General features: G+C 72.3%; 15 protein-coding genes. 4 read left to right on the top strand and 11 right to left on the bottom strand.

Features of this window, described 5'->3' with window-relative positions:
- Positions 1-10 precede the first annotated feature (10 nt).
- Positions 11-1,321 (top strand): D-tagatose-bisphosphate aldolase, class II, non-catalytic subunit, encoded by a 1,311-nt coding sequence (locus QDR37_RS01450; protein ID WP_279711759.1) that lies wholly within the window; start codon positions 11-13, stop codon positions 1,319-1,321.
- A gap of 79 nt (positions 1,322-1,400) precedes the next feature.
- Here the strand turns inward: QDR37_RS01450 and QDR37_RS01445 are convergent, their stop codons facing one another.
- Entirely contained in the window at positions 1,401-2,567 is a 1,167-nt protein-coding gene (locus QDR37_RS01445; protein WP_279711758.1) for an amidohydrolase family protein, read from the bottom strand.
- A 435-nt stretch (positions 2,568-3,002) separates the two neighbouring features.
- On the opposite strand from QDR37_RS01445, the gene QDR37_RS01440 reads away from it, so the two are divergent.
- Together QDR37_RS01440 and QDR37_RS01435 are read left to right on the top strand one after the other, a co-directional pair.
- A complete protein-coding gene (locus QDR37_RS01440; RefSeq protein WP_279711757.1) occupies positions 3,003-4,103 on the top strand; it encodes an SIS domain-containing protein in 1,101 nt (366 codons plus the stop codon).
- On the top strand, positions 4,100-5,047 hold the full coding sequence (locus QDR37_RS01435; protein WP_279711756.1) for a BadF/BadG/BcrA/BcrD ATPase family protein: 948 nt from the start codon (positions 4,100-4,102) through the stop codon (positions 5,045-5,047). Before QDR37_RS01440 ends, QDR37_RS01435 begins: the two co-directional genes overlap by 4 nt.
- A gap of 249 nt (positions 5,048-5,296) precedes the next feature.
- Here the strand turns inward: QDR37_RS01435 and QDR37_RS01430 are convergent, their stop codons facing one another.
- The 9 genes from QDR37_RS01430 to QDR37_RS01390 all read right to left on the bottom strand — a co-directional run bounded on the left by QDR37_RS01430 (position 5,297) and on the right by QDR37_RS01390 (position 18,263).
- Positions 5,297-7,393, bottom strand: coding sequence for a beta-galactosidase (locus QDR37_RS01430; protein WP_279711755.1), 2,097 nt, complete (start codon positions 7,391-7,393; stop codon positions 5,297-5,299).
- A 148-nt stretch (positions 7,394-7,541) separates the two neighbouring features.
- Entirely contained in the window at positions 7,542-8,804 is a 1,263-nt protein-coding gene (locus QDR37_RS01425) for an MFS transporter (protein ID WP_279711754.1), read from the bottom strand.
- The gene (locus QDR37_RS01420; protein ID WP_279711753.1) at positions 8,797-9,927 is read right to left on the bottom strand and encodes a Gfo/Idh/MocA family oxidoreductase; all 1,131 of its coding nucleotides are present in this window, start codon (positions 9,925-9,927) and stop codon (positions 8,797-8,799) included. The genes QDR37_RS01425 and QDR37_RS01420 overlap by 8 nt, the downstream gene beginning before the upstream one ends.
- A 107-nt stretch (positions 9,928-10,034) precedes the next feature.
- Positions 10,035-10,952 (bottom strand): carbohydrate ABC transporter permease, encoded by a 918-nt coding sequence (locus QDR37_RS01415; RefSeq protein ID WP_279711752.1) that lies wholly within the window; start codon positions 10,950-10,952, stop codon positions 10,035-10,037.
- Complete coding sequence (locus tag QDR37_RS01410; protein WP_279711751.1) at positions 10,949-11,863, bottom strand: sugar ABC transporter permease; 915 nt, start codon at positions 11,861-11,863, stop codon at positions 10,949-10,951. Before QDR37_RS01410 ends, QDR37_RS01415 begins: the two co-directional genes overlap by 4 nt.
- A gap of 59 nt (positions 11,864-11,922) precedes the next feature.
- Positions 11,923-13,281 carry an extracellular solute-binding protein gene (locus QDR37_RS01405; protein ID WP_279711750.1) on the bottom strand — a complete coding sequence of 453 codons (1,359 nt, stop codon included), beginning with the start codon at positions 13,279-13,281 and terminating at the stop codon, positions 11,923-11,925.
- Positions 13,282-13,307: 26 nt separating this feature from the next.
- Entirely contained in the window at positions 13,308-15,416 is a 2,109-nt protein-coding gene (locus QDR37_RS01400) for a beta-galactosidase (RefSeq protein ID WP_279711749.1), read from the bottom strand.
- 123 nt (positions 15,417-15,539) lie between these two features.
- Positions 15,540-16,523, bottom strand: coding sequence for a LacI family DNA-binding transcriptional regulator (locus tag QDR37_RS01395; RefSeq protein ID WP_279711748.1), 984 nt, complete (start codon positions 16,521-16,523; stop codon positions 15,540-15,542).
- 42 nt (positions 16,524-16,565) lie between these two features.
- A complete protein-coding gene (locus tag QDR37_RS01390) occupies positions 16,566-18,263 on the bottom strand; it encodes a beta-N-acetylhexosaminidase (protein ID WP_279711747.1) in 1,698 nt (565 codons plus the stop codon).
- Between the two features lie 354 nt (positions 18,264-18,617).
- Between QDR37_RS01390 and QDR37_RS01385 the strand changes: the two genes are divergently transcribed.
- A complete protein-coding gene (locus QDR37_RS01385) occupies positions 18,618-19,514 on the top strand; it encodes a GNAT family N-acetyltransferase (RefSeq protein ID WP_279711746.1) in 897 nt (298 codons plus the stop codon).
- A gap of 58 nt (positions 19,515-19,572) precedes the next feature.
- On the opposite strand, the gene QDR37_RS01380 is transcribed toward QDR37_RS01385, so the two are convergent.
- Complete coding sequence (locus QDR37_RS01380; RefSeq protein ID WP_279711745.1) at positions 19,573-20,790, bottom strand: ROK family transcriptional regulator; 1,218 nt, start codon at positions 20,788-20,790, stop codon at positions 19,573-19,575.
- Positions 20,791-21,186 lie beyond the last annotated feature (396 nt).

The raw sequence follows: 21,186 nt of genomic DNA, 5'->3' as shown, positions 1-21,186 counted from the left end.
GCGAAGCGGCATGACGGATCACCTCGGCGCGGTCCTCCGCGCGCACAAGGCCGGGGAGTCGGTCGGCGTCACCTCCGTGTGCTCCGCTCACCCGCTGGTGCTCGTCGCCGCGATGCGGCAGGCCGCCGCCGACGGGGGGTTCCTCCTCGTCGAGGCGACGTCGAACCAGGTCGACCAGTTCGGCGGTTACACCGGCATGCGCCCCGCCGACTTCCGCGACTTCGTGCTGCGGATCGCCGACGACGAGGGCTTCCCGCGGGACGCCGTCGTGCTCGGCGGCGACCACCTGGGGCCCAACGCCTGGCAGTCGGAGGAGCCGGAGCCGGCCATGCAGAAGGCGGTCGACCTCGTGGCCGCCTACGCCGCAGCGGGCTACACGAAGCTCCACCTCGACTGCAGCATGCGCCTCTCGGGCGACCCCGAGCCGCTGCCGGACGCCCTCGTCGCCGAGCGGGCCGCCCGCCTGCTCGCCGCGGCCGAGGACGCCGCTCCGGATCCCGCCGCGATCCGGTACGTGATCGGCACGGAGGTGCCTGTGCCGGGCGGCGCTCACGAGACGATCGACACCCTCGCTCCGACCCCGCCGGACGCCGCGAGGGCGACGCTCGACGCGCACCGCGCCGCGTTCCGCGCCGCCGGTGTCGAGCCGGCGTGGAGCCGTGTGATGGCGCTCGTCGTGCAGCCGGCGGTCGAGTTCGACCACGTCCGCGTCGTCGACTACGACCCCGCACGCACGGTCGAGCTGCAGCACGTGCTCGACGACGAGCCGGCGATGGTGTTCGAGGCGCACTCGACGGACTACCAGCTGCCGGAGGCGCTCGCCGCGCTCGTCACCGACCACTGGGCCGTGCTCAAGGTCGGACCCGGCCTCACCTTCGCGCTGCGCGAAGGGGTGTTCGCGCTCGCCGCGATCGAGCAGCAGCTGATGCCGGAGGGCGAGCGCTCGGACGTGATCGACGTGATCGAGCAGGTCATGCTCGCCGACCCCGGCCGCTGGGAGCGCTACTACGAGGGCGACGCGGACGAGCAGCGGGTCGCTCGCCGCTTCAGCTACAGCGACCGGATGCGGTACTACCTGCCGGACCCGCAGATCGTCGCCGCCTTGGACCGCCTGCTCGCGAACCTGGCTCGCACGGGCGTGCCGGAGCCGCTGATCAGCCAGTACCTGCCCGAGCAGTACCTCCGGGTGCGTCGCCGGGAGCTCGGCGCCGACCCGCGCGAGCTCCTGATCGACCGGGTGCGCGACGCCCTGCGGCCGTACTCCGCCGCCACCGTCCCGGCTGGGACGGGCGAACCGGAGGCGCCTCGCATCGACCGATGAGCACGATCGTCGCGACCCTCCGCGGCCCCGCCGATGGGGTCTCGCCGGGCGTGCGCGCAGCAGGCCGGGTCCCACCGCTTCAGCCGACCGCCCACCGCCCCTGCCGCATCACCCGGGCCACCCGGAGGGCGTGACCCGGGGCTCCGGGTTCGAGCACGACGAGGTTCGCGGGCGTCCCCGGGACGAGGTCGCGCTGCAGCCCGAGGAAGCGCGCGGCCGCCGCGGAGGTGAGCTGCACGAGCTCGGGCAGGGCGGTGTCCGTCGCGGCGTGGAGGCGCATCGCCGAAGTGCCGAGGGTGGAGGTCGACCCGGCGAGCGAACCGCCGGGCGCCCGGGCGACGCCGTTCCGGACGGTGCGGCCGTCGTACTCCCCGTCGCCGAGGCCGGTCGCCTGCATCGCGTCGGAGACGAGGGCGACGCGACCGGGGGCGACGCGGCGGACGAGGCGGAGCGTCTCGTCCGCGAGGTGCAGGCCGTCCCCGATGACCTCGACGTGGGCCGTCTCGGACTCGAGCGCGGCCGCGACCGGCCCTGGGTCACGCCCGGAGATCGGGGGCATCCCGTTGAACAGATGGGTGAACGCGCTCGCCCCGTCGGCCAGGGCTGCCCGCGCGGCCTCCGCCGAGCAGGCGGTGTGGCCGATGGCGACCCGCACGCCGCGCTCGACGAGGAGACGGATCGCCGCCGCGGCTCCGGGCAGCTCCGGCGCGAGCGTGACCATGGTCAGGGTTCCGGCCGCGGCGTCGAGGAGTCGGCGCAGCTCGCCGAGATCCGGCAGCCGGAGCAGAGACGGGTCATGGGCGCCGCGGCGCTCGGGGGACAGGTAGGGGCCCTCGAGGTGCAGGCCGACGAGCGTGCCGTCGCGGACCAGGGGGGCGAGGAGCGCGAGCTGCCGCTCGAGGACCGCCGACGGCGCGGTCCCGATCGAGGCCATGAGGTCGGTGGTCCCCGCGGCGAGGTGGTGCGCGGCGACCGCGCGAGCGCCGTCGGCGTCGCAGGACCGGAAGTCGTGCCCCAGTGCGCCGTGCGCGTGCGCATCGACGAACCCGGGCAGCACGACGGCGTCGGCGATGTCCTCGTCGACGGGCCTCGGCGGCCGGCCACCGCCGACGTCGGCGATCAGGCCGTCTCGGATCGTGACCCACGCGGGCGCCCGCTCCCCGGACGAGGTGACGAGACGCCCGACGGCCAGGACCACCGACGGGTCCTGCTCGGAGGGACGGGCGTCGACCGAGGGAGCGGGCACCTCGCCGACGGTAGTGAGAGGCGGCCGTGGAACCCACCGTCCGGGGCGTGCTGCTGAAGACGCGCACTCCGAGTGCGTGCCTGCAGCAGCAGCGCGTCACCGCGTGCGGCCGGGGGAGCGATCGCCGACGAGGCGGCCGGCCGCGCCGGGATGCGGACGCGGCATCCACTCCCGCAGTTCGGCTGCGCGGATGGACGGGAACGCTGCGCGGGTCGGCGGAGCGAGGAGCGGAGGCCCGCCGGACGGCCGATCAATCGCTCACTCGGCCCGCGCGTTCTCGGTGCCTCCGTAGCGCTCAGCCGCTCCGCGCAGCAGGATTGCGGCGACGGGCGGCTGACGCCGCGCACGTCGGGCGGCGGTCACCCGCGCCCATCCTCCGCCGCTTGCCGGCCCAGCTCGAACGGAGCCCGCCCCGTGACCGACACCCTTCCGCGCGTGGGCGAAGGCACCGCGACCGAGCGCGAGATCGGCCAGCAGCCCGGCGTGTGGAGGGAGGCGGCCGCCCGCATCCGCGAGCGCCGGTCGGAGCTCGACGGCTTCCTCGCGCCGCTGCTCGCCCGTCCGGAGCTGCGGATCGTGCTGACCGGGGCCGGCACGTCGGCGTTCATCGGTGAGGTCGCCGCCCCGTTCCTCACGGGACGGCTGCGCCGGCGGGTCGACGCGATCGCGACGACCGACCTCGTGGCGGACCCCGTCGAGCTGCTCGCCGAGGACGTCCCGACCCTGCTCGTCTCGTTCGCGCGGTCCGGCGACAGCCCGGAGAGCGCCGCGGCGACCGCGGTCGCCGATCAGCTGCTGGCCGACGTGCATCACCTCGTGATCACCTGCGACCCGAGCGGTGCGCTGCACCGGGCCCATGCCGGGCGGGACGACTCGTTCGTGCTCGAGATGCCGGCGCGCGCCAACGACGAGGGCTTCGCGATGACGTCGAGCTTCACCTCGATGCTGCTGTCGGCGCTGCTCGCGCTCGGCGGCGACGCCGATGTCGAGGCGCTCGCCGCCGCCGGCGAGTGGGTGCTCGGGCAGCGATCCCGCATCGAGGCGCTCGTCGTGCGCGAGCCGGCCCGCATCGTCTACCTGGGCAGCGGCAGCCTCACGGGCCTCGCCAGGGAGTCGGCGCTGAAGCTGCTCGAGACCGCCGCGGGCCGGATCGTCGCCGTGCACGACTCGTCGCTCGGCTTCCGGCACGGTCCGAAGGCGCTCGTCGACGCGAACACCTTCGTGATCGTGTTCTCCTCGGGCAACCCCTACACCCGCGCCTACGACGACGACATCGCCGCGGAGCTGCGCGGCACGATGGGGGAGGAGGGGGTGCTCACCGTCACGGCGGGCGAGCCCGGCGCCGGTCGGTTCGCGATCCCCGGCCTGGACGGTCTGCCCGACGCGCTGCTCGCCCTTCCGTACATCGTGTTCGGGCAGCTGTTCGCCCTGCACACCTCGCAGCACTACGGCGTCAGCACCGACGACCCGTTCCCCAGCGGCACCGTCAACCGGGTCGTGCAGGGCGTCACGATCCACCCGCTGCCGAGCCGGTGAGCCACTACCTCGGTGTCGACGGCGGCGGCACGAAGACCGCCTTCGTGCTCGCTGACGAGACCGGGACCCCCCTCGCCGAGGTCACAGGGCCGGGCACCTACTACTTCCCGGTCGGCATCGACCTGGTCGAGCGCGTGCTGCGCGACGGCGTCGCCCGGGTGACCGCCCAGGCGGGGGTGCAGGTCGAGACGATCGACCGCGCGTTCGTCGCGCTGCCCGGGCACGGCGAGGCGAGCGGCGACATCGCCGAGCTCGATGCCATCACGAGGCGGGTGCTCGGGCACGACCGATTCGACGTCGGCAACGACGCCGTCGCGGGCTGGGCGGGATCGCTCGGTGGGGTGGACGGGATCAACATCGTCGCCGGCACCGGGTCGATCGCGTACGGCGAGTGGCGCGGCGCCGCGCACCGTGCCGGCGGCTGGAGCGAGGTCTTCGGCGACGAGGGCTCCGCCTACTGGGTCGCGGTGCGCGGGCTGAACGCCTTCTCGCGCATGAGCGACGGCCGCCGCACGAGCGGGCCGCTGCACGCGGCCATCCGGCAGCGGGTCGGAGCGGCGACCGACCTCGACGTGATCGGTGTCGTGGTCGACGGCTGGGGTGCCAAGCGGGACCGCATCGCGTCGCTCGCGCCGGCCGTCACCGAGGCCGCTCGAGCGGGCGACACGGCGGCGCAGGCCATCGTCCGTGACGCCGGCGCCGAGCTCGCGGCGCTCGTCGGTGCCGTCCGTGCCGGACTCGGGGTGGCGGCGGGGGAGACCCTGCCGGTGTCGTACTCCGGCGGGATGTTCAGCGACCCCGGTATCCGCGCGGCGTTCGAGGCCGCCCTGCCTCCGGACTCCGAGCTGCGGGAGCCCGTCGCCGGCCCGGCGCTCGGCGCCGCGCTGTACGCGCGCCGCCGAGCCGAGGTGCTCGGGCACACGGCCTCCGCCAGCGATCGCTGACAGCCCACCGACTCCGGTTCCCGCACACGGCGCCGGGGACCTTCAGGGGACGACATCGGGTGTCGCTCGGCCTGCGACGGCGCTTCGGCGACGACCGCGCCTTCGCGGTCCAGCGGTCCAGCGGTCCAGCCTGCTGCGGGCGCTCGACCCGAGGGGGGCCCACTGCGCCCTCCGGGATCCGGCGAGTGAGGAGTCGCCGCCGGTCGCACCCCCGTCCCGGCACGGGAGTGCGACCGGCGGAGCTCCGCGCTAGCGCCCGCTCACGAGGACGAGCGTCTCGCGTGCCGCGAGCTCGATCGGGGTTCCCTGGGGATGGTGCGCGCCGGTCTCCACGTTCCGGACGTCCTCCGGAGGCACCACGGTCACGGGCCCTGCGGACCAGTTCGTCGCGAACGTCAACGGGCCTCGCGCTGTCGTGGCGGTGCCGACGCTGACCTCGGGAGCGGCCTGCCAGCGCCGCGCGGCCGGCTCGGGAACGAGCCAGGCGGCGATCCCGCGAGCCAACGCCGGGTTCGGGACGGTCGCGATCATGGTGATCCGTCCCATGGCGACCTGCCTCGTGGTCACCGCAGCGCCGAGTGGCAGCTCGCCCGGCGCGAACTCCGCCAGCACCTCGGCGTCCTCGACGTGGAACGCGTCGGCCCAGCCGAGCCCGGCGGCGGACGGGTCCAGGCGCAGCGGGCTGCCGGGAGTCGCCGATACCGCCAGCGGTTCGCGAAGGTTCGAGAACTCGTCGTACCAGACGCCGGCGTCCTCGCTCAGGCGAGGCGGGGCCACCTCCTGACGCGCCCGCGCGACGCCGTCGGCGTAGCCCGCACGGATGCCGAGGACGAGATGGCCTCCGGCCTCGGCGTAGCGACGCAGGTGCTCCAGCAGGTCGTCCTCGGCGATGTAGAGCGCGGGGGCGACGAGCACCGGGAACGCGGCCGCGAGCTGCTCGGGAGCGGTCTCCAGGAGCTGGGCCTCGGAGCGCACGCGCACCTGCACCCCGGCCTCGAACAAGCCCCGGTAGGTGGCGCGGACGATGCGCTCGTACGCGTTCCGATCCGGCCCGTCGTCCGGGAGGGAGAGCGGCGGGGTGAACTCGTACGCCCACTTGCTCTCGAGCGAGTGGACGAGGAGGACGTCGGCGTCGGGCACCAGGTCCTCGACGTACGGCGCGAGCGCCTCGAGCGTGCGGCCGAGGGCCTGCACCTCCCGGTAGATCCGGCCGGGGCGCTGGCTGTGCGGCAGCACACCCATCCAGTAGGTCTCGGCGCCGAAATGGAGGCTGTGCCAGTGCCAGTACTCGATGGCCCGGGCGCCGCGGGAGACCATGGCCAGCGCGGCCTGCTTCAGCTGGCCCGGGAACGGCGGGTAGTTGTCGTGCGACCCGCCGATCGCCTGCGCGTTGGTCTCGGTGACGAGGAACGGCGCCTGCTTGGTCGCGAACGCGCGGTCGCTCCACTGGAAGATGCCGTCGACGCCCGTGCTCCACCAGAGCTCGGCGCCGCCGACCTCCGTGCCGTGGGTCATGCCGTCCTGCATCAGGTAGTAGTTGTTGCCGGACGACACGTCCAGGTCGCGGGCGAGGCCCACATCGTCGATCTGAGGCCGGGAGTAGGCGATGCACGTCGTCACGAACTGGTCGTCGCGGGCGTACTCCCGGACGACGGCGGCCTGCCAACCGATGAGCTCGGTCGGCAGGGTCGACTGGTACCTGCGCCACTCGAGGTCGTAGGACGGCACCGTGTTCCCATCGGGGCGCCACAGCTCGTCCCACTCCGCGATCCGGTGGGACCAGTAGACGAGGCCCCAGGCCTCGTTCAGCGCCTCGACCGAGCCGTATCGTTCGCGCAGCCAGGCCCGGAAGCCCTCGAACACCCCCGGGTTGTGCGTGAGGTGCAGGCCCGGTTCGTTGTCCACCTGGTAGCCGATCACAGCCGGGTGATCCGCGTAGCGCTCCACCACCTTCCGGACGACCCGCTCCGCGTAGCGCCGGTAGACCGGGTGGCTCTGGTCCATCTCCTGGCGGGCGCCCCACGGCAGCGGCGTGGCCGTCGAGACCTCCGCGGCGATCTCCGGGTGCTTCACCTGGAGCCAGGGCGGCACGGCATAGGTGGGCGTGCCGAGGATCACCGCGATGCCCCGTTCGTGCGCCCCGTCGAGGACCGGCTGCAGCCAGTCCAGCACGAACTCGCCGTCCCGCGGCTCCCACGTGGACCACACCGACTCGCCCACCCGGATGACGGTGAAGCCGGCCTGCTTCATCAGGTCCAGGTCGGTGGCGAGGTCGGTCGTCTGCTGGTACTCCGTGTAGTACGCGGCTCCGAAGAGCACACCCTCGATTCTCGGTTCGCTCGTCACGCGCAGCACTCCATGTTTTCGATCACATGGACAGGCTAGAGGTAGCGGGGATCCACTCGCTCCGCCTGCCGCGGAGCGGCGCGAGCCCGTTCAGAGAACACCTCGCGACGGCTGCGGGCGGTCCTTGCAGCACCGCGCTGCCGACCGTCTACAGGGGTGTGACGCCGTCCGCTGTCGGCGGTTCCCCGGCCGTGGAGCCGCCGACAGCACGGGACCGTCCTGGTCCCCGGACGGCCGACGGGGCGAGGCAGGCCGCGACCGTCACCAGCACGAGGACCGGCACGATCGCAGCGCGCAGCCCGGCCTGCTGGCCGATGAACCCGAGGACCGGAGGACCGCCGAGGAACGCGACGTAGCCCCAGGTGGCGACGTAGGCCACCCGCTCGGCCGGATGGTGCTCGGAATCCGCGGCGGCCGCGACCGCGACGGGGAAGCCCAGCGCTGCTCCGAGGCCCCAGAGCGCCGTGGCGACGACGGCCACGAGTCCGTCGTCGATGAAGCTGATGGCAGCCGCGCCGGCCGCGGCGAGGATCCCGCTCGCGAGCAGGACCGTGCCGCGGCCGATCCGGTCCACGACGGGCCCGCCGAGAAGGCGTCCCGCTGCCATGGCGGCGACGAAGAGCACGTACGAGGCGGAGCCGAGCACCGGTGGGAAGCCGTGCCCGTCGACCATGAGCAGCGGCAGCCAGTCGTTGGCCGAGCCCTCCGCCAGCGCCAGCCCGAGCAGCACCGCGCCGAGCAGGGTGAGGCGCGGGTCCGTCCACAGCGCCGGACGCCGGGCGTGCTCGGCCGGCGCGCCCGCTCCTCGCAGGCGCTTTCCCACGTCGGGGGAGACGTGCCGGATCGTCGCGGCGAGGGCGAGAAGGTCGAGGACCGCGACGAGCGCGAGATGGATCGCCACGGGGAGGTGGATCGCGGTGAGCAGCATGCCGGCGACGCCGCCGACGACGGTCCCCACGCTGAAGCAGCCGTGCAGGGCAGGCAGCACGGACCGGCCGAGTCCCTGCTCGACCGCCGCGCCCTCGATGTTCGCCGCGACCTCGCTGCTGCCCATGCCGTACCCGGCCAGCGCGAGGCCCAGCGCGACCACGGCCGGCGAGGCGGCGAGTGCGCCGAGGGCGATGGCGGCGGCGCCCGCCGCCAGGCAGCCCGTGCCGTTCAGGATCATGCGGCGGGCGCCCAGACGGGCGACCAGCGGGCCCGACGCGAGGAGCCCGCCCATCGATCCGGCGGTGAGCGCGAACAGGATCAGCCCCACCTCGGCGGTCGAGGCGTGCAGCAGATCGCGGACGTCGGGCGTGCGCGACACCCAGGACGCGAGCGTGAGGCCCGGAAGGAAGAACAGGACGAACAGCGCAGCGCGACGTCGTCTGAGGTCGGCGGTCACGGGCAGCGGCTTCCCCTCATCCATCGCGACCCCCGATGAGACCGGCGCTCCCGCTCCACGGCTGGCGGGAGGTGCGGACGGCGTGCCCCTCCCGTGCGGCGCGATGCACGAGATGACCGAGGTAGGCGTCGTGGGACGCGTCGGCCAGGCCGTAGAACCCCGCTCCGCCGCGGACGAACTCGGACATCCTGGCGAGCACCGTGGCGATGGCGAGCTCGTCGTCGGTCAACCTCGCGCCGGCGAACGGGTTGCGGTAGATCACCTCGGCGCCGAGCGTGATGCGGTCGAGGTGCGGCCCCTCGAGATCGCCGTCGCTCCCGGGCTGTCGCCGGGTCAGCTCGAGCCGGAACGGCTCGGTCGGTGACTCCAGCCACCGGACGGTGTCGTCCGTGAGCTCGCCGCGCACGCCTCGGACCGAGACGTGGCGGCTCCGGACGGGGGAGAAGTACTGCTCGTCCGCGAAGTCGTACAGGCCCACCGTGCCGTCGTCGAAGACGAGCTGAGCCAGGGTCCGCTCGGAGGTGCGCTCCGCCGGCTCCGTCGCCCATCCGTCGAACCCGTAGGAGGCCATCGTGCGCTCCGGGAAGGTCCGAGCGGTGATCTCGGCCTCGCGGAAACCCGTTCCGAGGATCGCGCGGAGCAGGCTGATGCCGTGGTAGTCGTGCGCCGCGGAGACCGCCGCCGACACGGGGTCGCCGAGCCGCCCCGACCGCACGACCGCCAGTCGCGCGGCGTGCTGCGGCTGGAACCGGTATTGCTCGGCGACCTGAAGCGGCGAGTCGGCTCCGAGGCTCCGGAACAGGCGCTGCAGTTCGGGGACGTCCGCGGCCGGCGGGGTCTCCAGAAGCACGGGCACCCGCCGGACGATCTCCGCGGCCAGCTGCCCCGCCACGCCGCGCGGCACGGCCACGACGACGAAGTCGTACCCGAGACGGAGGAACTCCGACAACGAGGTGGTCGCCGCCGAGCCCCACACGTCGCGTACCCGTGCAGCGGATCCCTCGGTATGGGCGAGCACGCCGCCGATGGAGATGAGGGCCGGGCACTCCTCGGCGACCCGGCGGAAGAACTCCGAGCGCCAGCCGGTCCCCACCAGGCCCACGCGGGCCGGTGCAGAACCGCCGGGCTCGGGCGGAGGCGTGCTCACTCGTCGTGTCCGTTCGCTCCGTGTCGGGCCCGTTCGTTTCCCCCGGCGGCCGGAGCGACCGCGGGGGAGGGGCGTGTGCGGGGCAGGAGCACGCCGTCAGCGCAGGCTCACCCCTTGACCCCGCCCGTGCCCAGGCCGGATTGCCAGTACCGCTGCAGGAAGAGGAACGCGACGATCAACGGGAGCACGGAGACGAGCGATCCGGTGATCACGGAGGAGAACATCACCTGGGCGCCGCCGCCACCCGATGCCCGCGACTGCCACTGCGTGAGGCCGACCGTGACGGGGAACAGGGCCGGGTTGTTCAGCATGATGAGGGGCAGGAAGTAGTTGTTCCAGGTGTCGACGAGCGTGAACAGCAGCACGGTGACGATGCCGGGGGCGAGCAGGCGCAGCGCGATCGAGTACAGGATGCGGAACTCGCCGGCGCCGTCGATGCGCGCCGCCTCCAGCAGGCCGTCGTCGACCGCCTCGGCGGCGTAGACCCGCATGAGGTAGACGCCGAACGGGCTGATCAGGGACGGCAGCACGATGGCGAGCGGGGTGTCCGTGAGGCCGAGGGCGCTGAACAGCAGGTAGGTCGGGATGGCGAGGGCGGTGCCGGGCACCATGATCGCCCCGAGGATGACGCTGAAGATCAGCCTCCGTCCGACGAAGCGGTACTTCGCCAGGGCGAACCCGGCGGCGGTCGCGAAGATCGCCGCACCGACGGCGCTGCCCACCGAGTACATCAAGGTGTTCAGCAGCCACTGCCCGAAGACGCCGTGGTCCTGCGTGAACGTCTGCTGGAGGTTGTCGAACAGGCTGAAGCGGCTGAACCACAGGCCGAAGCTGTTGAAGATGTCCGCATTCGACTTCGTGGAGGTGATCACGAGCCACACGATGGGGAGGAGGAAGTAGGCGAGCGACACCCACACCATGACGGTGAGCACGGTGCTCGGGCGCCGGTGCCGCGCCACGGTGCGGCGTCTCGGGGAACGGGCGACGGCTTCCGGAACGAGTGCGTCGGACACGGAGACGGTCATTCGCCGCCCGCCTTCCTGTTGGTGAGGGTCTGCACCACGTAGGAGATCACCATGATGATCAGACCGAGGACGAACGCGATGGCCGCCGAGTACCCCAGGTCCTGGTTCACGAACGCCACGTTGTAGGCGTAGAGGTTCGGCGAGAAGTCGTTGCCGATGGCGTTCGGCGCGAGCACGCCGAGGATGCTGGGCTCGCTGAACAGCTGGAACGAGCCGATGATCGAGAAGATCACGGTGAGGAGGATCGCCTGGCGGATGGCCGGGATCTTGATGCTCACGGCCACTCGGATCGGACCGGCGCCGTCCATCTCGGCCGCATCGAAGAGCTCGGCCGGGACGGCCCGCAGGGCCGAGTACAGGATGATCATGTTGTAGCCGATGAACTCCCAGCAGACGATGTTCATGATCGCGCCGAGGATGTTGCCGGAGCTCAGCAGGTTGAGGCTCCCGAGGTTCAGCGCCTGCGTGATCTGGGAGAGCAGCCCGTAGTTCGGGCCGTAGAGGTAGCCCCACATCAGCGTGGCGACCACGCCGGGGATGGCGTACGGGAGGAACACGATCAGTCGCGCGACGCGACCGCCCCGCAGGCGACCGGAGTCGATCGCCAGGGCGAAGAACAGGGCGACGCACAGCATGATCGGCACCTGGACGACGAGGAACAGCGCCACCCGACCGAAACCCGCCCAGAAGTGCGGGTCCGTGACGACGCGCGTGTAGTTCGCGAGCCCGGCGAAGGTGGCGCCGCCGACGAGGCGGTCGATGAAGGTGCTGAGGTAGGCCGCGTAGCAGATCGGGACGATGAACAGCCCTGCGAACAGCAGGACGAACGGGAGGACGAGCAGAACGCCGGTGCGCGCTTGTGCCCGATGGATCGAGGCGCGGCGGCGGACGGGCCGTGCGGCGAGAGACATGGCGCTCCTCTTCAAGACGGGACCGGTGCCGGGCGGCGGACCGCCCGGCACCGTGTCGTTCAGCTGACGGTGAAGCCCTGCTGCTTCGCGTACGCGACGACGGCCTTCTGCCAGGCGCTGAGCCCTGCCTTGAGGTCGCCCTTCTCGGCGATCGCCTTGCCGAGCGTCGACGTGTACGAGGAGAACAGGTAGTCGGTGATGGGCGGCCAGTCGAAGTGCTCGTCCACCGTCTTGGAGATGTCGGAGAACTGCTGGTTCACCTGCTGCCCGCCGTAGAACGCCGACTTCTGTCCGACGAAGGCCGGGTCCGAGAGCGTCGCGGTGGTCGTGGGGAACAGGAACTGCTTGGTGGCGAGCAGCTTCGTCGACGCCGGGTCGGAGTTCAGGAACGCGGCGAAGGCGTACGCGGCCAGCGGGTGCTTCGTCCCCGTGATCACGGCGTCGGAAGAACCGCCCCAGTTGCCGGCGACGTTCGCGCCGGCGGTCCACTGCGGGAGCGGCGCCGCGCGCCAGTCACCGGACGTCGACTTGACGGCGCTCTGGAGGAAGAGCGGCGCCCACGCCGCGGTCGGCCAGCTGGCGTAGGTGCCGTTGGTGAGGGCCTTGTACCAGTCGTTGTCGAAGTCGGGCGAGGTCGCGACGTACCCCTTCTGGATGAGGCCCTGCCAGTAGCCGACCACGGCCTGCGCCTCGGGGCTGTCGAGCTTGATCGTCAGGTTCTTCTTGCCGTCGTAGGTGAACGGCTTGGCGCCGCGCTGCCAGAAGAGCCCGATGAGCTGGCCCGGGTCGCTGCCCGGCAGGTCGCTGATGTAGTTGCCGGTCTTGGCCTTGATGGCCGCGGCGTCCTTCGCGTACTCGTCCCAGGTGGCGGGCGCCTTCGTGATCCCGGCCTTCTCGAACACGTCCTTGCGGTAGAGGTTCCCCATGGGGCCCGCGTCCTGCGGGATGCCGTAGACGCCGGTGGAGTCGGCGACCTGGTTCCAGACCCAGCCGACGTACTTGCTCTTCAGCGACGTCGCGCCGTACGGGGCGAGGTTCACGAGGCTGTTCGTCACGCGGAACGAGGGGATGAACTGGTACTCGATCTGCGCGATGTCCGGTGCGCCCTTGCCCGCCTTGAGCGCGGTGCGCAGCTTCTGGTAGAGCACCGACGCCCCACCGGGGTCGACGACGTTCACCGTGATCTTGGGGTACTTCTGCTCGAAGAGCTTCGCCTCCTCCTCGATCCCGGGCACGCCGGCCCAGAAGGTGAGCGTGGTGGGCGTGTTCAGCGCCTTCTTCATCTCGGAGGCCGAGGCGGGCTGCGCCGACTTCGCGCCGGCCTGCCCCGGCGTCGGCGGGGTGCAGCCGGCAAGGGCGGCGATCGCGAGTCCGGACAGGGCGCCGACCGCGGTCCATCGTCTGAGTGCTGTTCTCATGGTGCTCCTTCGTTCGGGGCTGGGGATCACTCGGCTGAGCGGTCCGCGTCCACGAGGACCGCGGCGCCGCGGGCCTCGAGGGGGATCTGGGCGCCGGCGGGGTACCGCTCGCCGGTCTCGGGGTCGAGGACGTCGGCCGGCGCCACCACGGCGGCGGGCTCGCCCGACCAGTTGCTGACGAAGGTGAGCGACCCTCGGGCGCCCGTACCGGTCGTCACGCTGACCTGCGGCGGGGCCTGCCAGCGGCGGCCGGCCGTATCGGGGACGAGCCATGCGCCGATCGCCCGTGCGAGCTCGGGGTTGGGGACGGTGGCGATCACCGTCAGCCGTCCCGAGGCGAATCGGCGCGACGTCACGGCGGCGCCGGCCTCGAGCTCCGAGGGAGCGAACTCGGCCAGGACCTCGGCGTCCTCCACCTGCAGCGCATCGACCCAGCGGATGCCGGCCGCGCCCGCACCGACACGGAGCGGGCTGCCGTCCGGGGCGCTCACCGCCAGTGGCTCGCGGAGGTTGCTGAACTCGTCGTACCAGACGCCCGCGGCGTCGGCGAGCCTCGGCGGTGCCACCTCCTGGCGGGCGCGCGCGATCCGATCCGCGTAGCCGGTGCGGGTGCCGAGCACGAGGTGCCCGCCCGCCTCCGCGTAGGCCCGCAGGTGCGCGAGCAGCGCGTCGTCCGCGATGTAGAGCGCGGGCGCCACGAGGACGGGGTGCCGCCGGGCGAGCTCGGCCGGTTCGAGCTCGAGCACCTGGCGGTCCGAGCGCACCCGGACCTGGGCGCCGGCCTCGAACAGCCCGCGGTAGGTGGCCCGGAAGATGTACTCGTACGCCTTCGTGTCCGGGCCGTCGTCCGGCAACGACAGCGGCGGCGTGAACTCGAACGCCCACCGGCTCTCGGCCGAGGACACGACCAGCACCTCGGCGTCCGGCTCCAAGCCGTCCACGTAGGGGCCGACCTTCCGAAGGGTCTCGCCGAGGGCCTGCACCTCGCGGTAGATGCGCCCGGGCCGCTGGCTGTGGGGGAGGACGCCCATCCAGTAGGTCTCGGTACCGAAGTGCAGCGAGTGCCAGTGCCAGTACTCGATGGCGCGCGCTCCGCGCGCCACCATCGCCAGAGCCGCCTGCTTCATCTGGCCGCGGAACGGCGGGTAGTTGTCGTTCGATGCCCCGACCGCCTGGGCGTTCGTCTCCGTGACGAGGTACGGCGCCTGCTTCGTGGCGTAGGCGCGGTCGCTCCACTGGTAGAGCGTGTCCACGCCGGTGCTCCACCAGCTCTTGCTGCCACCCACCTCGAGGCCGTGGGTCAGCCCCTCCTGCATCAGGTAGTAGTTGTTGCCGGCGTTGATGTCGAGCTCCGCGGCCAGGTCCGCGTCGTCGATCTGCCGCTGGGCGTACGAGATGCAGGTGGTGACGAACTGGTCGTCGCGCGCGTACTCCCGCACGATCGCCGCCTGCCACGTGATGAGGTCCGTGGCGAGGGTCGCCTGGTAGCGGCGCCAGTCGAGGTCGTAGGAGGGGACGGTGTTGCCGTCGGGCCGCCACAGGTCGGTCCACTCGGAGAGGCGGTGCGACCAGTAGACGAGTCCCCACGCCTCGTTCAGGGCGTCCACGGTGCGGTAGCGGTCCTGCAGCCACTCGCGGAAGCCCTCGAAGACGTGCTCGTTGTGGGGGAGGTGCTCCCCGGGCTCGTTGTCCACCTGGTAGCCGATGACGGCGGGGTGCGCGGCATACCGCTCGACCATCTTGCGGATGACCCGCTCGGCGTAGCGCCGGTAGACCGGGGAGCCCTGGTCCATCTCCTGCCGGGCTCCCCAGGGCACCGGGCTCCCGGTCGGCTCCTCGGCCGCGATCTCGGGGTGCTTGACCTGCAGCCACGGGGGGATCGCGTACGTCGGCGTGCCCAGGATGACCGCGATGCCACGCTCGTGCGCCCCGTCGAGCACGGGCTGGAGCCAGTCCAGCTCGAACTCCCCGTCGCGGGGCTCCCAGGTCGACCAGACCGACTCGCCCACGCGGATGACCGTGAAGCCGGCCTGCTGCATCAGGTCCAGGTCGGTGGCCAGGTCGGTCGTCTGCTGGTACTCCGCGTAGTACGCGGCGCCGAACAGCACACCGGGGAAGGTGGGAGGCGTCGTCATCGATGGAACCGTCCTGCCCGATGTGATGGATAACATCGCGAAATGTGATGGATAACATCGGGCCCGGGCGACCGTACCGGGGCCGTCGCCCGGGTGCAACACGGGAGACGGCGTGGCGTGCTTTCAGCGGGTCGTCGTCGACCCGCGAGCCATGAGGCGGGGCGGCTGCAGCGGCGGGACCCCTGCGCCGGGCCAGCCCTCGATGCGTGCGACGAGCGAGTCGAGCATGTGCGCGCCCTCGCCCTCCTGGTCGACGCTGACCGTGCTCAGCGCCGGCTGCAGGTACTGGGCCTCGGCGACGTCGTCCGTGCCGATCACGCTCACGTCATCGGGCACCCGGAGTCCGCGCCGCGCCAGGGCCGCGATCAAGGCGATGGCCATGCTGTCGTTCCCGGCGCCGATGGCCGTGATCCCGAGCTCGCGCACCGGGATCGAGGTGCCGAGCGCGTAGGCGGAGGCGGCGCTCCAATCACCTTCCCCCTGCCAGAGGACGCTCCCGCCGCGGGCGGCGATGGCCTGGGCGAAGCCGTCCTGACGGTGGCGGGCCGCCAGCCACGTGAGCGGGCCGGCGAGGTAGCCCACGCGGGTGTGCCCCAGGTCGGTGAGGTGCTCCGCGGCGACGCGTCCGGCGATCTCGTTGAGCGGGGACTCGCCTTCGACGGTCACGTCGCTGACCATGGGCAGCTCGGCCCCTCGCTCGGCGATGGCCTGCGTCACGAGGGTGGACTGCGCGACCGCGATCACGCCGGCCACCTGCTGCCCGAGGATCAGGGAGAGCGCCCTGCTCACGTCGTGGGCGTCGTTGCCGTCGACGGCCACGATGTCCAGGAGGTACCCGCGCTCGCGCGCCGCGCTCGTCAGCCCGTTGAGGAGACGGACGGGGCCCGACAGGTCGAGGCGATGAGCGAGGACGCCGAGCCGGTTGACGCGCCCGCTGCGCAGGTAGCGAGCGGCGGAGTTCAGCCGGTATCCGAGGGCGTCCAACGCCGCCTGGACCCGTTCTCCGGTCTCGGGGCGGACGTGCTCGGACCCGCGGAGGTATCGGCTCACCGTCTGGTGGGAGACCCCCGCGACCTTCGCCACGTCGTAGATGGTCACACCCGTCACGATCTAGAGCATGCCAGTCGGTGCGCGGGATCCGCGGTCCCGTCAGGAGCGGCCGTCGAGCCGCTCCCCGGAGAGGGACACCGCAGTGGCGCCGTCCTCCGCGGCCTGGGAGAGCGCGCCTCTGATCTCGGCGATGGGAAGGCCGACCCGATGGTGCCGTCGGCCGGTGCCCGCCTCCTGCCACGGATGAGGCCCGTCGAGCGGCCGGTACTCGATGCCGAGCGCGGCCAGCCTGGGCAGGTGGTCGGCGAGACGGTCGAGGAATCCGGGCGTGGATGCGGCGGGTCTGCCGGTCCACGCGGCTTCGGCGAGCGCGCAGGCCCTCGGCCACGCCATGTACTCGACGTGACGCTCGCTCTCCATCATCTCCGTCCACAGCTGGAACTGCATCCCGAGGACCCGGCTCCGCACCTCGTCCCCCCACCGGGCGTCGAGGGGGTCGAAGCCCGCCGCGTCCTCGAGGGTGATCGGGCCGCCGATCGCGAGGGGCTCGCGCTCGTCGGCGGCCTGGTAGTAGTCGAGATAGGTCGGGAACACGGGAGCGAGCACGACGTCATGACCCCGCTCGGCCGCTTGCCGAGCGACGTCCGTCCCGCGCCAGCACGTCACGACGGCGGGGGGCGCGTCGTCCGGGCTGTTCGCGAACGCGTCGTCCCACATCACCATGACTCGTCCCTGCGTCGTCAGCCAGGCGCCGAGGTCGGTCATGAACCGGTTGAACAGCTCCCCGACCGAGGCGATGCCCTCGCGCCGCATGTACTCGGACACGGCGGGGTCCCGCTCCCAGTTCCCGAGTCGCGTCTCGTCGCCGCCGAGGTGGATCCACGGGCTGGGGAAGACGGCCAGCACCTCGGTGAGCAGGCGCCGGAGGTGCTCCTGGACCTCGGGCAGCGGCGAGACGAGCGAGTTGGAGATGCCCCAGTGGGTGAGCACCGAACGGGACTCGTCCTGCGGCCCGAACTCCGGGTAGGAGGCGAGCAGGGCGCCCGAGTGGCCGGGCAGCTCGATCTCGGGGATGACCACGATCCCGCGGTCGGCGGCGTAGGAGACCAGCTCCGCGAGGTCGCTCGATGAGTAGAAGCCCCCGTGGGGGGTGCCGTCCGTCTCGGGCTCCTCGTCGAAGTGGGTCACCTGGCTCGCAGCGCGGACGGAGCCGACCGAGTTGAGTCGCGGGAAGGCGTGGCTCTCGACCCGCCATCCCTGGTCGTCGGTGAGGTGGAGGTGGAGCCGGTTGATCTTGTGCGCCGCGAGCGTGTCGACGAAGTGCAGCAGGAAGCGCTTCGGGAAGAAGCGACGTGCCACATCGAGCAGTGCGCCACGCCACGGAAGCGCCGGCGCGTCCTGGATGGTGCAGGTGCGCAGGCGGACGTCGCCGAGGGGTGCGCGACTGAACGCCTGCGCGGGCAGCAGCTGCCGAAGGGACTGGAGTCCGTAGTGAAGGCCGTCGGCGGTCGAGCCGCTGATGCGGATCCCGGCCGCGGAGACCTCGAGCTCGTACGCCTCCGCGCCGACCACGCGGGTCGTGAGCTCGAACCGCAGGTCCGCGGATGCGCCGGGCTGCACCGCGTCGACGGGAGGCAGGAACGACATCACCCGGACGAGTCGGGATCGGTCGCTCCGCGCGAGGTCGCCGAAGTCGGCCGTGATCCCGTGGGCGGGAAGCAGGAAGACGTCGTCACCCCAGCTCACGTCGGCCGGCGACGGGATCAGGGACGGAGTCGGCAGCGGGGGATTCTTCACGAGGTGGAACTCCTGACGGCGGCGGTTGGCGCGCTCATGTTATCGGTCACCTGCGCGGGTGGATCCGGCGACCGGCGGTGTCGCCGGAGCGACATCGCGGCAGCGGCAGCGCCCTGCGCCGAATGGTCGAGACCCGTGCTCGAGATCCTCGGCGCCGCCCCGTCGCTCGGCGGCGCCGACGAAGCGGGCCGGCGTGCCGAGGGGCCCCCAGGTCGACGCAGCGAGTTCCGTGCGGAACGTAACTAACCTGTTAGCGTCCCGTCATCACTGGAGCGAGGCGCTGTCGGCTCCGGGACCTCGCACGAAGGCCCGGAGTGGTTCGCCACTCGCGCGCGACCGAACGGAGCCCCGACCATGCGTGATGTCGACCTGCGCGAAGCCGTCCCGTCCGACGAGAACGACGTGGCCTCGATCGCGGAGCGGGTGCTGCTCCCCGCGGACTCGAGCGACCGGGACAACCTGCGGCGGTTCCTCTGGGAGACGCCGGACATGATCCGGGTGGCGGCAGTCCAGGACCAGCGGCTCGTCGGCGCCGCGTTCGGGACCACATCCCGTGCGCCGGCCTCCACCGACGCGGGCTCGGTCGCGTTCCTCGTCGTCCACCCCGATCATCAGCGCCGCGGGGTCGGCGGCGCCCTCCTGACCGAGGTCGAGCGTCGCTTCGCCGCTCGGCGCGTGAACGTCGTATCGGCCGGGGGAGGACTGCCCCGCTTCTGGTGGGCCGGCGTCGACGAGGAGTACCGGGCCGCCCTCCAGTTCTTCCGCAAGTCCGGCTACGTCGAGAGCGACGAGACGGTCAACATGACCGCCCCCACCGGTGCGGGCGAGACGGAGTCCCCGCTGCCGGCGGGGGTCTCCATCGAGCGCCTCGACGCCGGCACCTGGCCGTCCTTCCATGCCTGGCTCAGGGACGAGTGGACGGACGAGTTCTGGGCGTGGGCCGACGAGGTCGAGCCCGCTCTGCACCGCGAGCCGCCCAGCTGCTTCATCGCGCTGCGGGACGGGAGGTTCCTGGGTTTCGCGGCCTACGACACCAACCGGCATGGATGGTTCGGACCGATGGGCACGAGCCCGGAAGCGCGTGGAACCGGCATCGGGGCCGCTCTGCTGCGGCGCTGCGCCAAGGACCTGCGGGAGCTGGGCGACCAGGCGTTCGACATCGGCAGCGCCGGGCCGAGGGACTTCTACCGGAAGACCGTGGGCGCCGAGATCTCGCGCCGGTTCCTCCTCCTGAGGAAGACGCTCGACTGAGCTCGAAACCGCGGCGGCGCACGGGTGCGCCGCGTTCGGCGGGCCGGACCCCGGTGGGTCAGGGGGTGCGGCGGCGTCGGTGGTAGGGCAGCTCGACCGCGCCGAGCGAGTGACGGACGGCTCCCTGGACGACGGCCTCGTCGCCGAGTGTCGAGACCTCGAGAGCGGGCTGGTTCAGCTCGTGGACGCCGATCCCGTCCCTCAGGAGGGAGAGCAGGAGGTAGCCGCCCCGGGCCATCGGGCCACCGATGACGACGAGCTCGGGGTCCACGATCGCGCGGACCGCAGCGACGCCGAAGGCGAAACGTCGACTGACCTCACGCAGGGCCTCGACGGCCGGCCGGTCACCGTCGATCGCCGCATCGATCAACCCGTCCAGCGCTTCGTCGGGGCTCGTGCTCGAGGCGCGGGACCCGTCGCGGTCGTACCCGCTCTCCCGCGCGAGGCGCAGCGCCTCTCCGGCGCCGGCCCAGCTCTCGAAGGGCCCGAGCCGGGCCCGAGCCGGTTCGGGCGCGATCTGCGACCCTCGCAGCTCCAGGAATCCGAGGTCGCCCGCGTCGTTCGACACGCCACGCAGCAGCTGGCCCCCGACCACGATGCCGGCGCCGATCCGATGGCCCCAATGCATGTAGACCAGGGAGGCGCTCAGTCGGCTCGTGCTCTGGCGGTGCGCGCGCTCCCCTTGCGTCGCGAGCTTCACATCGTTGTCCAGATGGACGGGGCACCGCAGGGCGTCCCCCAGGCGCCGGTGGAGTCCGGCTCCCGACAGCTCGGGCATGCTCGAGCTGAGGCCGATCCGGTCGCCGGCCGCATCGACGATCCCGGGCACGCCGACGGTGGCGAACCAGACGTCCTCCACGGACAGCCGTGAGTCACGGAGGCGCCGGTCGACGCCATCCGCCAGCGCGGTTGCGACGTCCTCGCCGGAGGCTCCCACGGGGAGCTCCGCCTCGCCGGAGGCGACGACCTCGCCGACCAGGGTGCCGACGCCGAACCGGACGCGCCCGAGGCTGACGTGAGCGCCGACGACGTATCCGGCCTCGGCTCTGAATCGCACCTGTTGGGCGGGGCGCCCCGCCCCGGTGGGGCTCGGCACCGGGTCGGAGAACTCGACGAGCCCATCCGCTTCGAGAAGGGCGAGCGCCCGGCTCACCGCCTGCCGGGAGAGCGCCGTGGATCGGGCGACCCCCGCGACGGTCAGCGGTGAGGAGGCGCGCAGGACGGCCAGGATCGCTGACGAGTTCACCTCGCGCATGAACTCCGGGCCCGCAGCCACGACCCGCTCCCGCTGAGCCGGGTCGCCGAGGTTCACGAGCTCAACCGCATCTGCGTCTGCGGGGGAGTCGTCGACCCCGGACCGCGGCGGTAGTGTGAGCCATAGTTATGTACCGGTCCTAAATATTCCGGAGGTCTCGTGCCTGCATCTTTCACCGATGCTCCCCGCGTCGATCCGCCTCCATGGGGCGACGCGGTGCGTGGCCTCGCTGAACGAGTCGCGGGACGCGCGGCGAGCTCCATGCGATTCATGCAGCTGCCGGGGGAGGGCCGCCGGTACAGGTATTCCGCGTCCGAATCCATATTGACTGTCTGCGCCACTGATCCGATTAGCGCCGCCGTCGGATTGCATGCATATCTCCGGGCAGTATGCCACATCGCCATCTCTTGGGATACG

Source organism: Amnibacterium sp. CER49 (genome assembly GCF_029846255.1).
GTDB lineage: Bacteria > Actinomycetota > Actinomycetes > Actinomycetales > Microbacteriaceae > Amnibacterium.
This window is presented reverse-complemented; position numbering and strand designations above follow the sequence as displayed.

Coding starts and splice junctions, on each gene's coding strand:
- QDR37_RS01415 (WP_279711752.1), bottom strand. CDS start 10,952: ATGACCGTCTCCGTGTCCGACGCACTCGTTCCGGAAGCCGTCGCCCGT.
- QDR37_RS01405 (WP_279711750.1), bottom strand. CDS start 13,281: ATGAGAACAGCACTCAGACGATGGACCGCGGTCGGCGCCCTGTCCGGA.
- QDR37_RS01450 (WP_279711759.1), top strand. CDS start 11: ATGACGGATCACCTCGGCGCGGTCCTCCGCGCGCACAAGGCCGGGGAG.
- QDR37_RS01410 (WP_279711751.1), bottom strand. CDS start 11,863: ATGTCTCTCGCCGCACGGCCCGTCCGCCGCCGCGCCTCGATCCATCGG.
- QDR37_RS01385 (WP_279711746.1), top strand. CDS start 18,618: ATGCGTGATGTCGACCTGCGCGAAGCCGTCCCGTCCGACGAGAACGAC.
- QDR37_RS01400 (WP_279711749.1), bottom strand. CDS start 15,416: ATGACGACGCCTCCCACCTTCCCCGGTGTGCTGTTCGGCGCCGCGTAC.
- QDR37_RS01425 (WP_279711754.1), bottom strand. CDS start 8,804: ATGGATGAGGGGAAGCCGCTGCCCGTGACCGCCGACCTCAGACGACGT.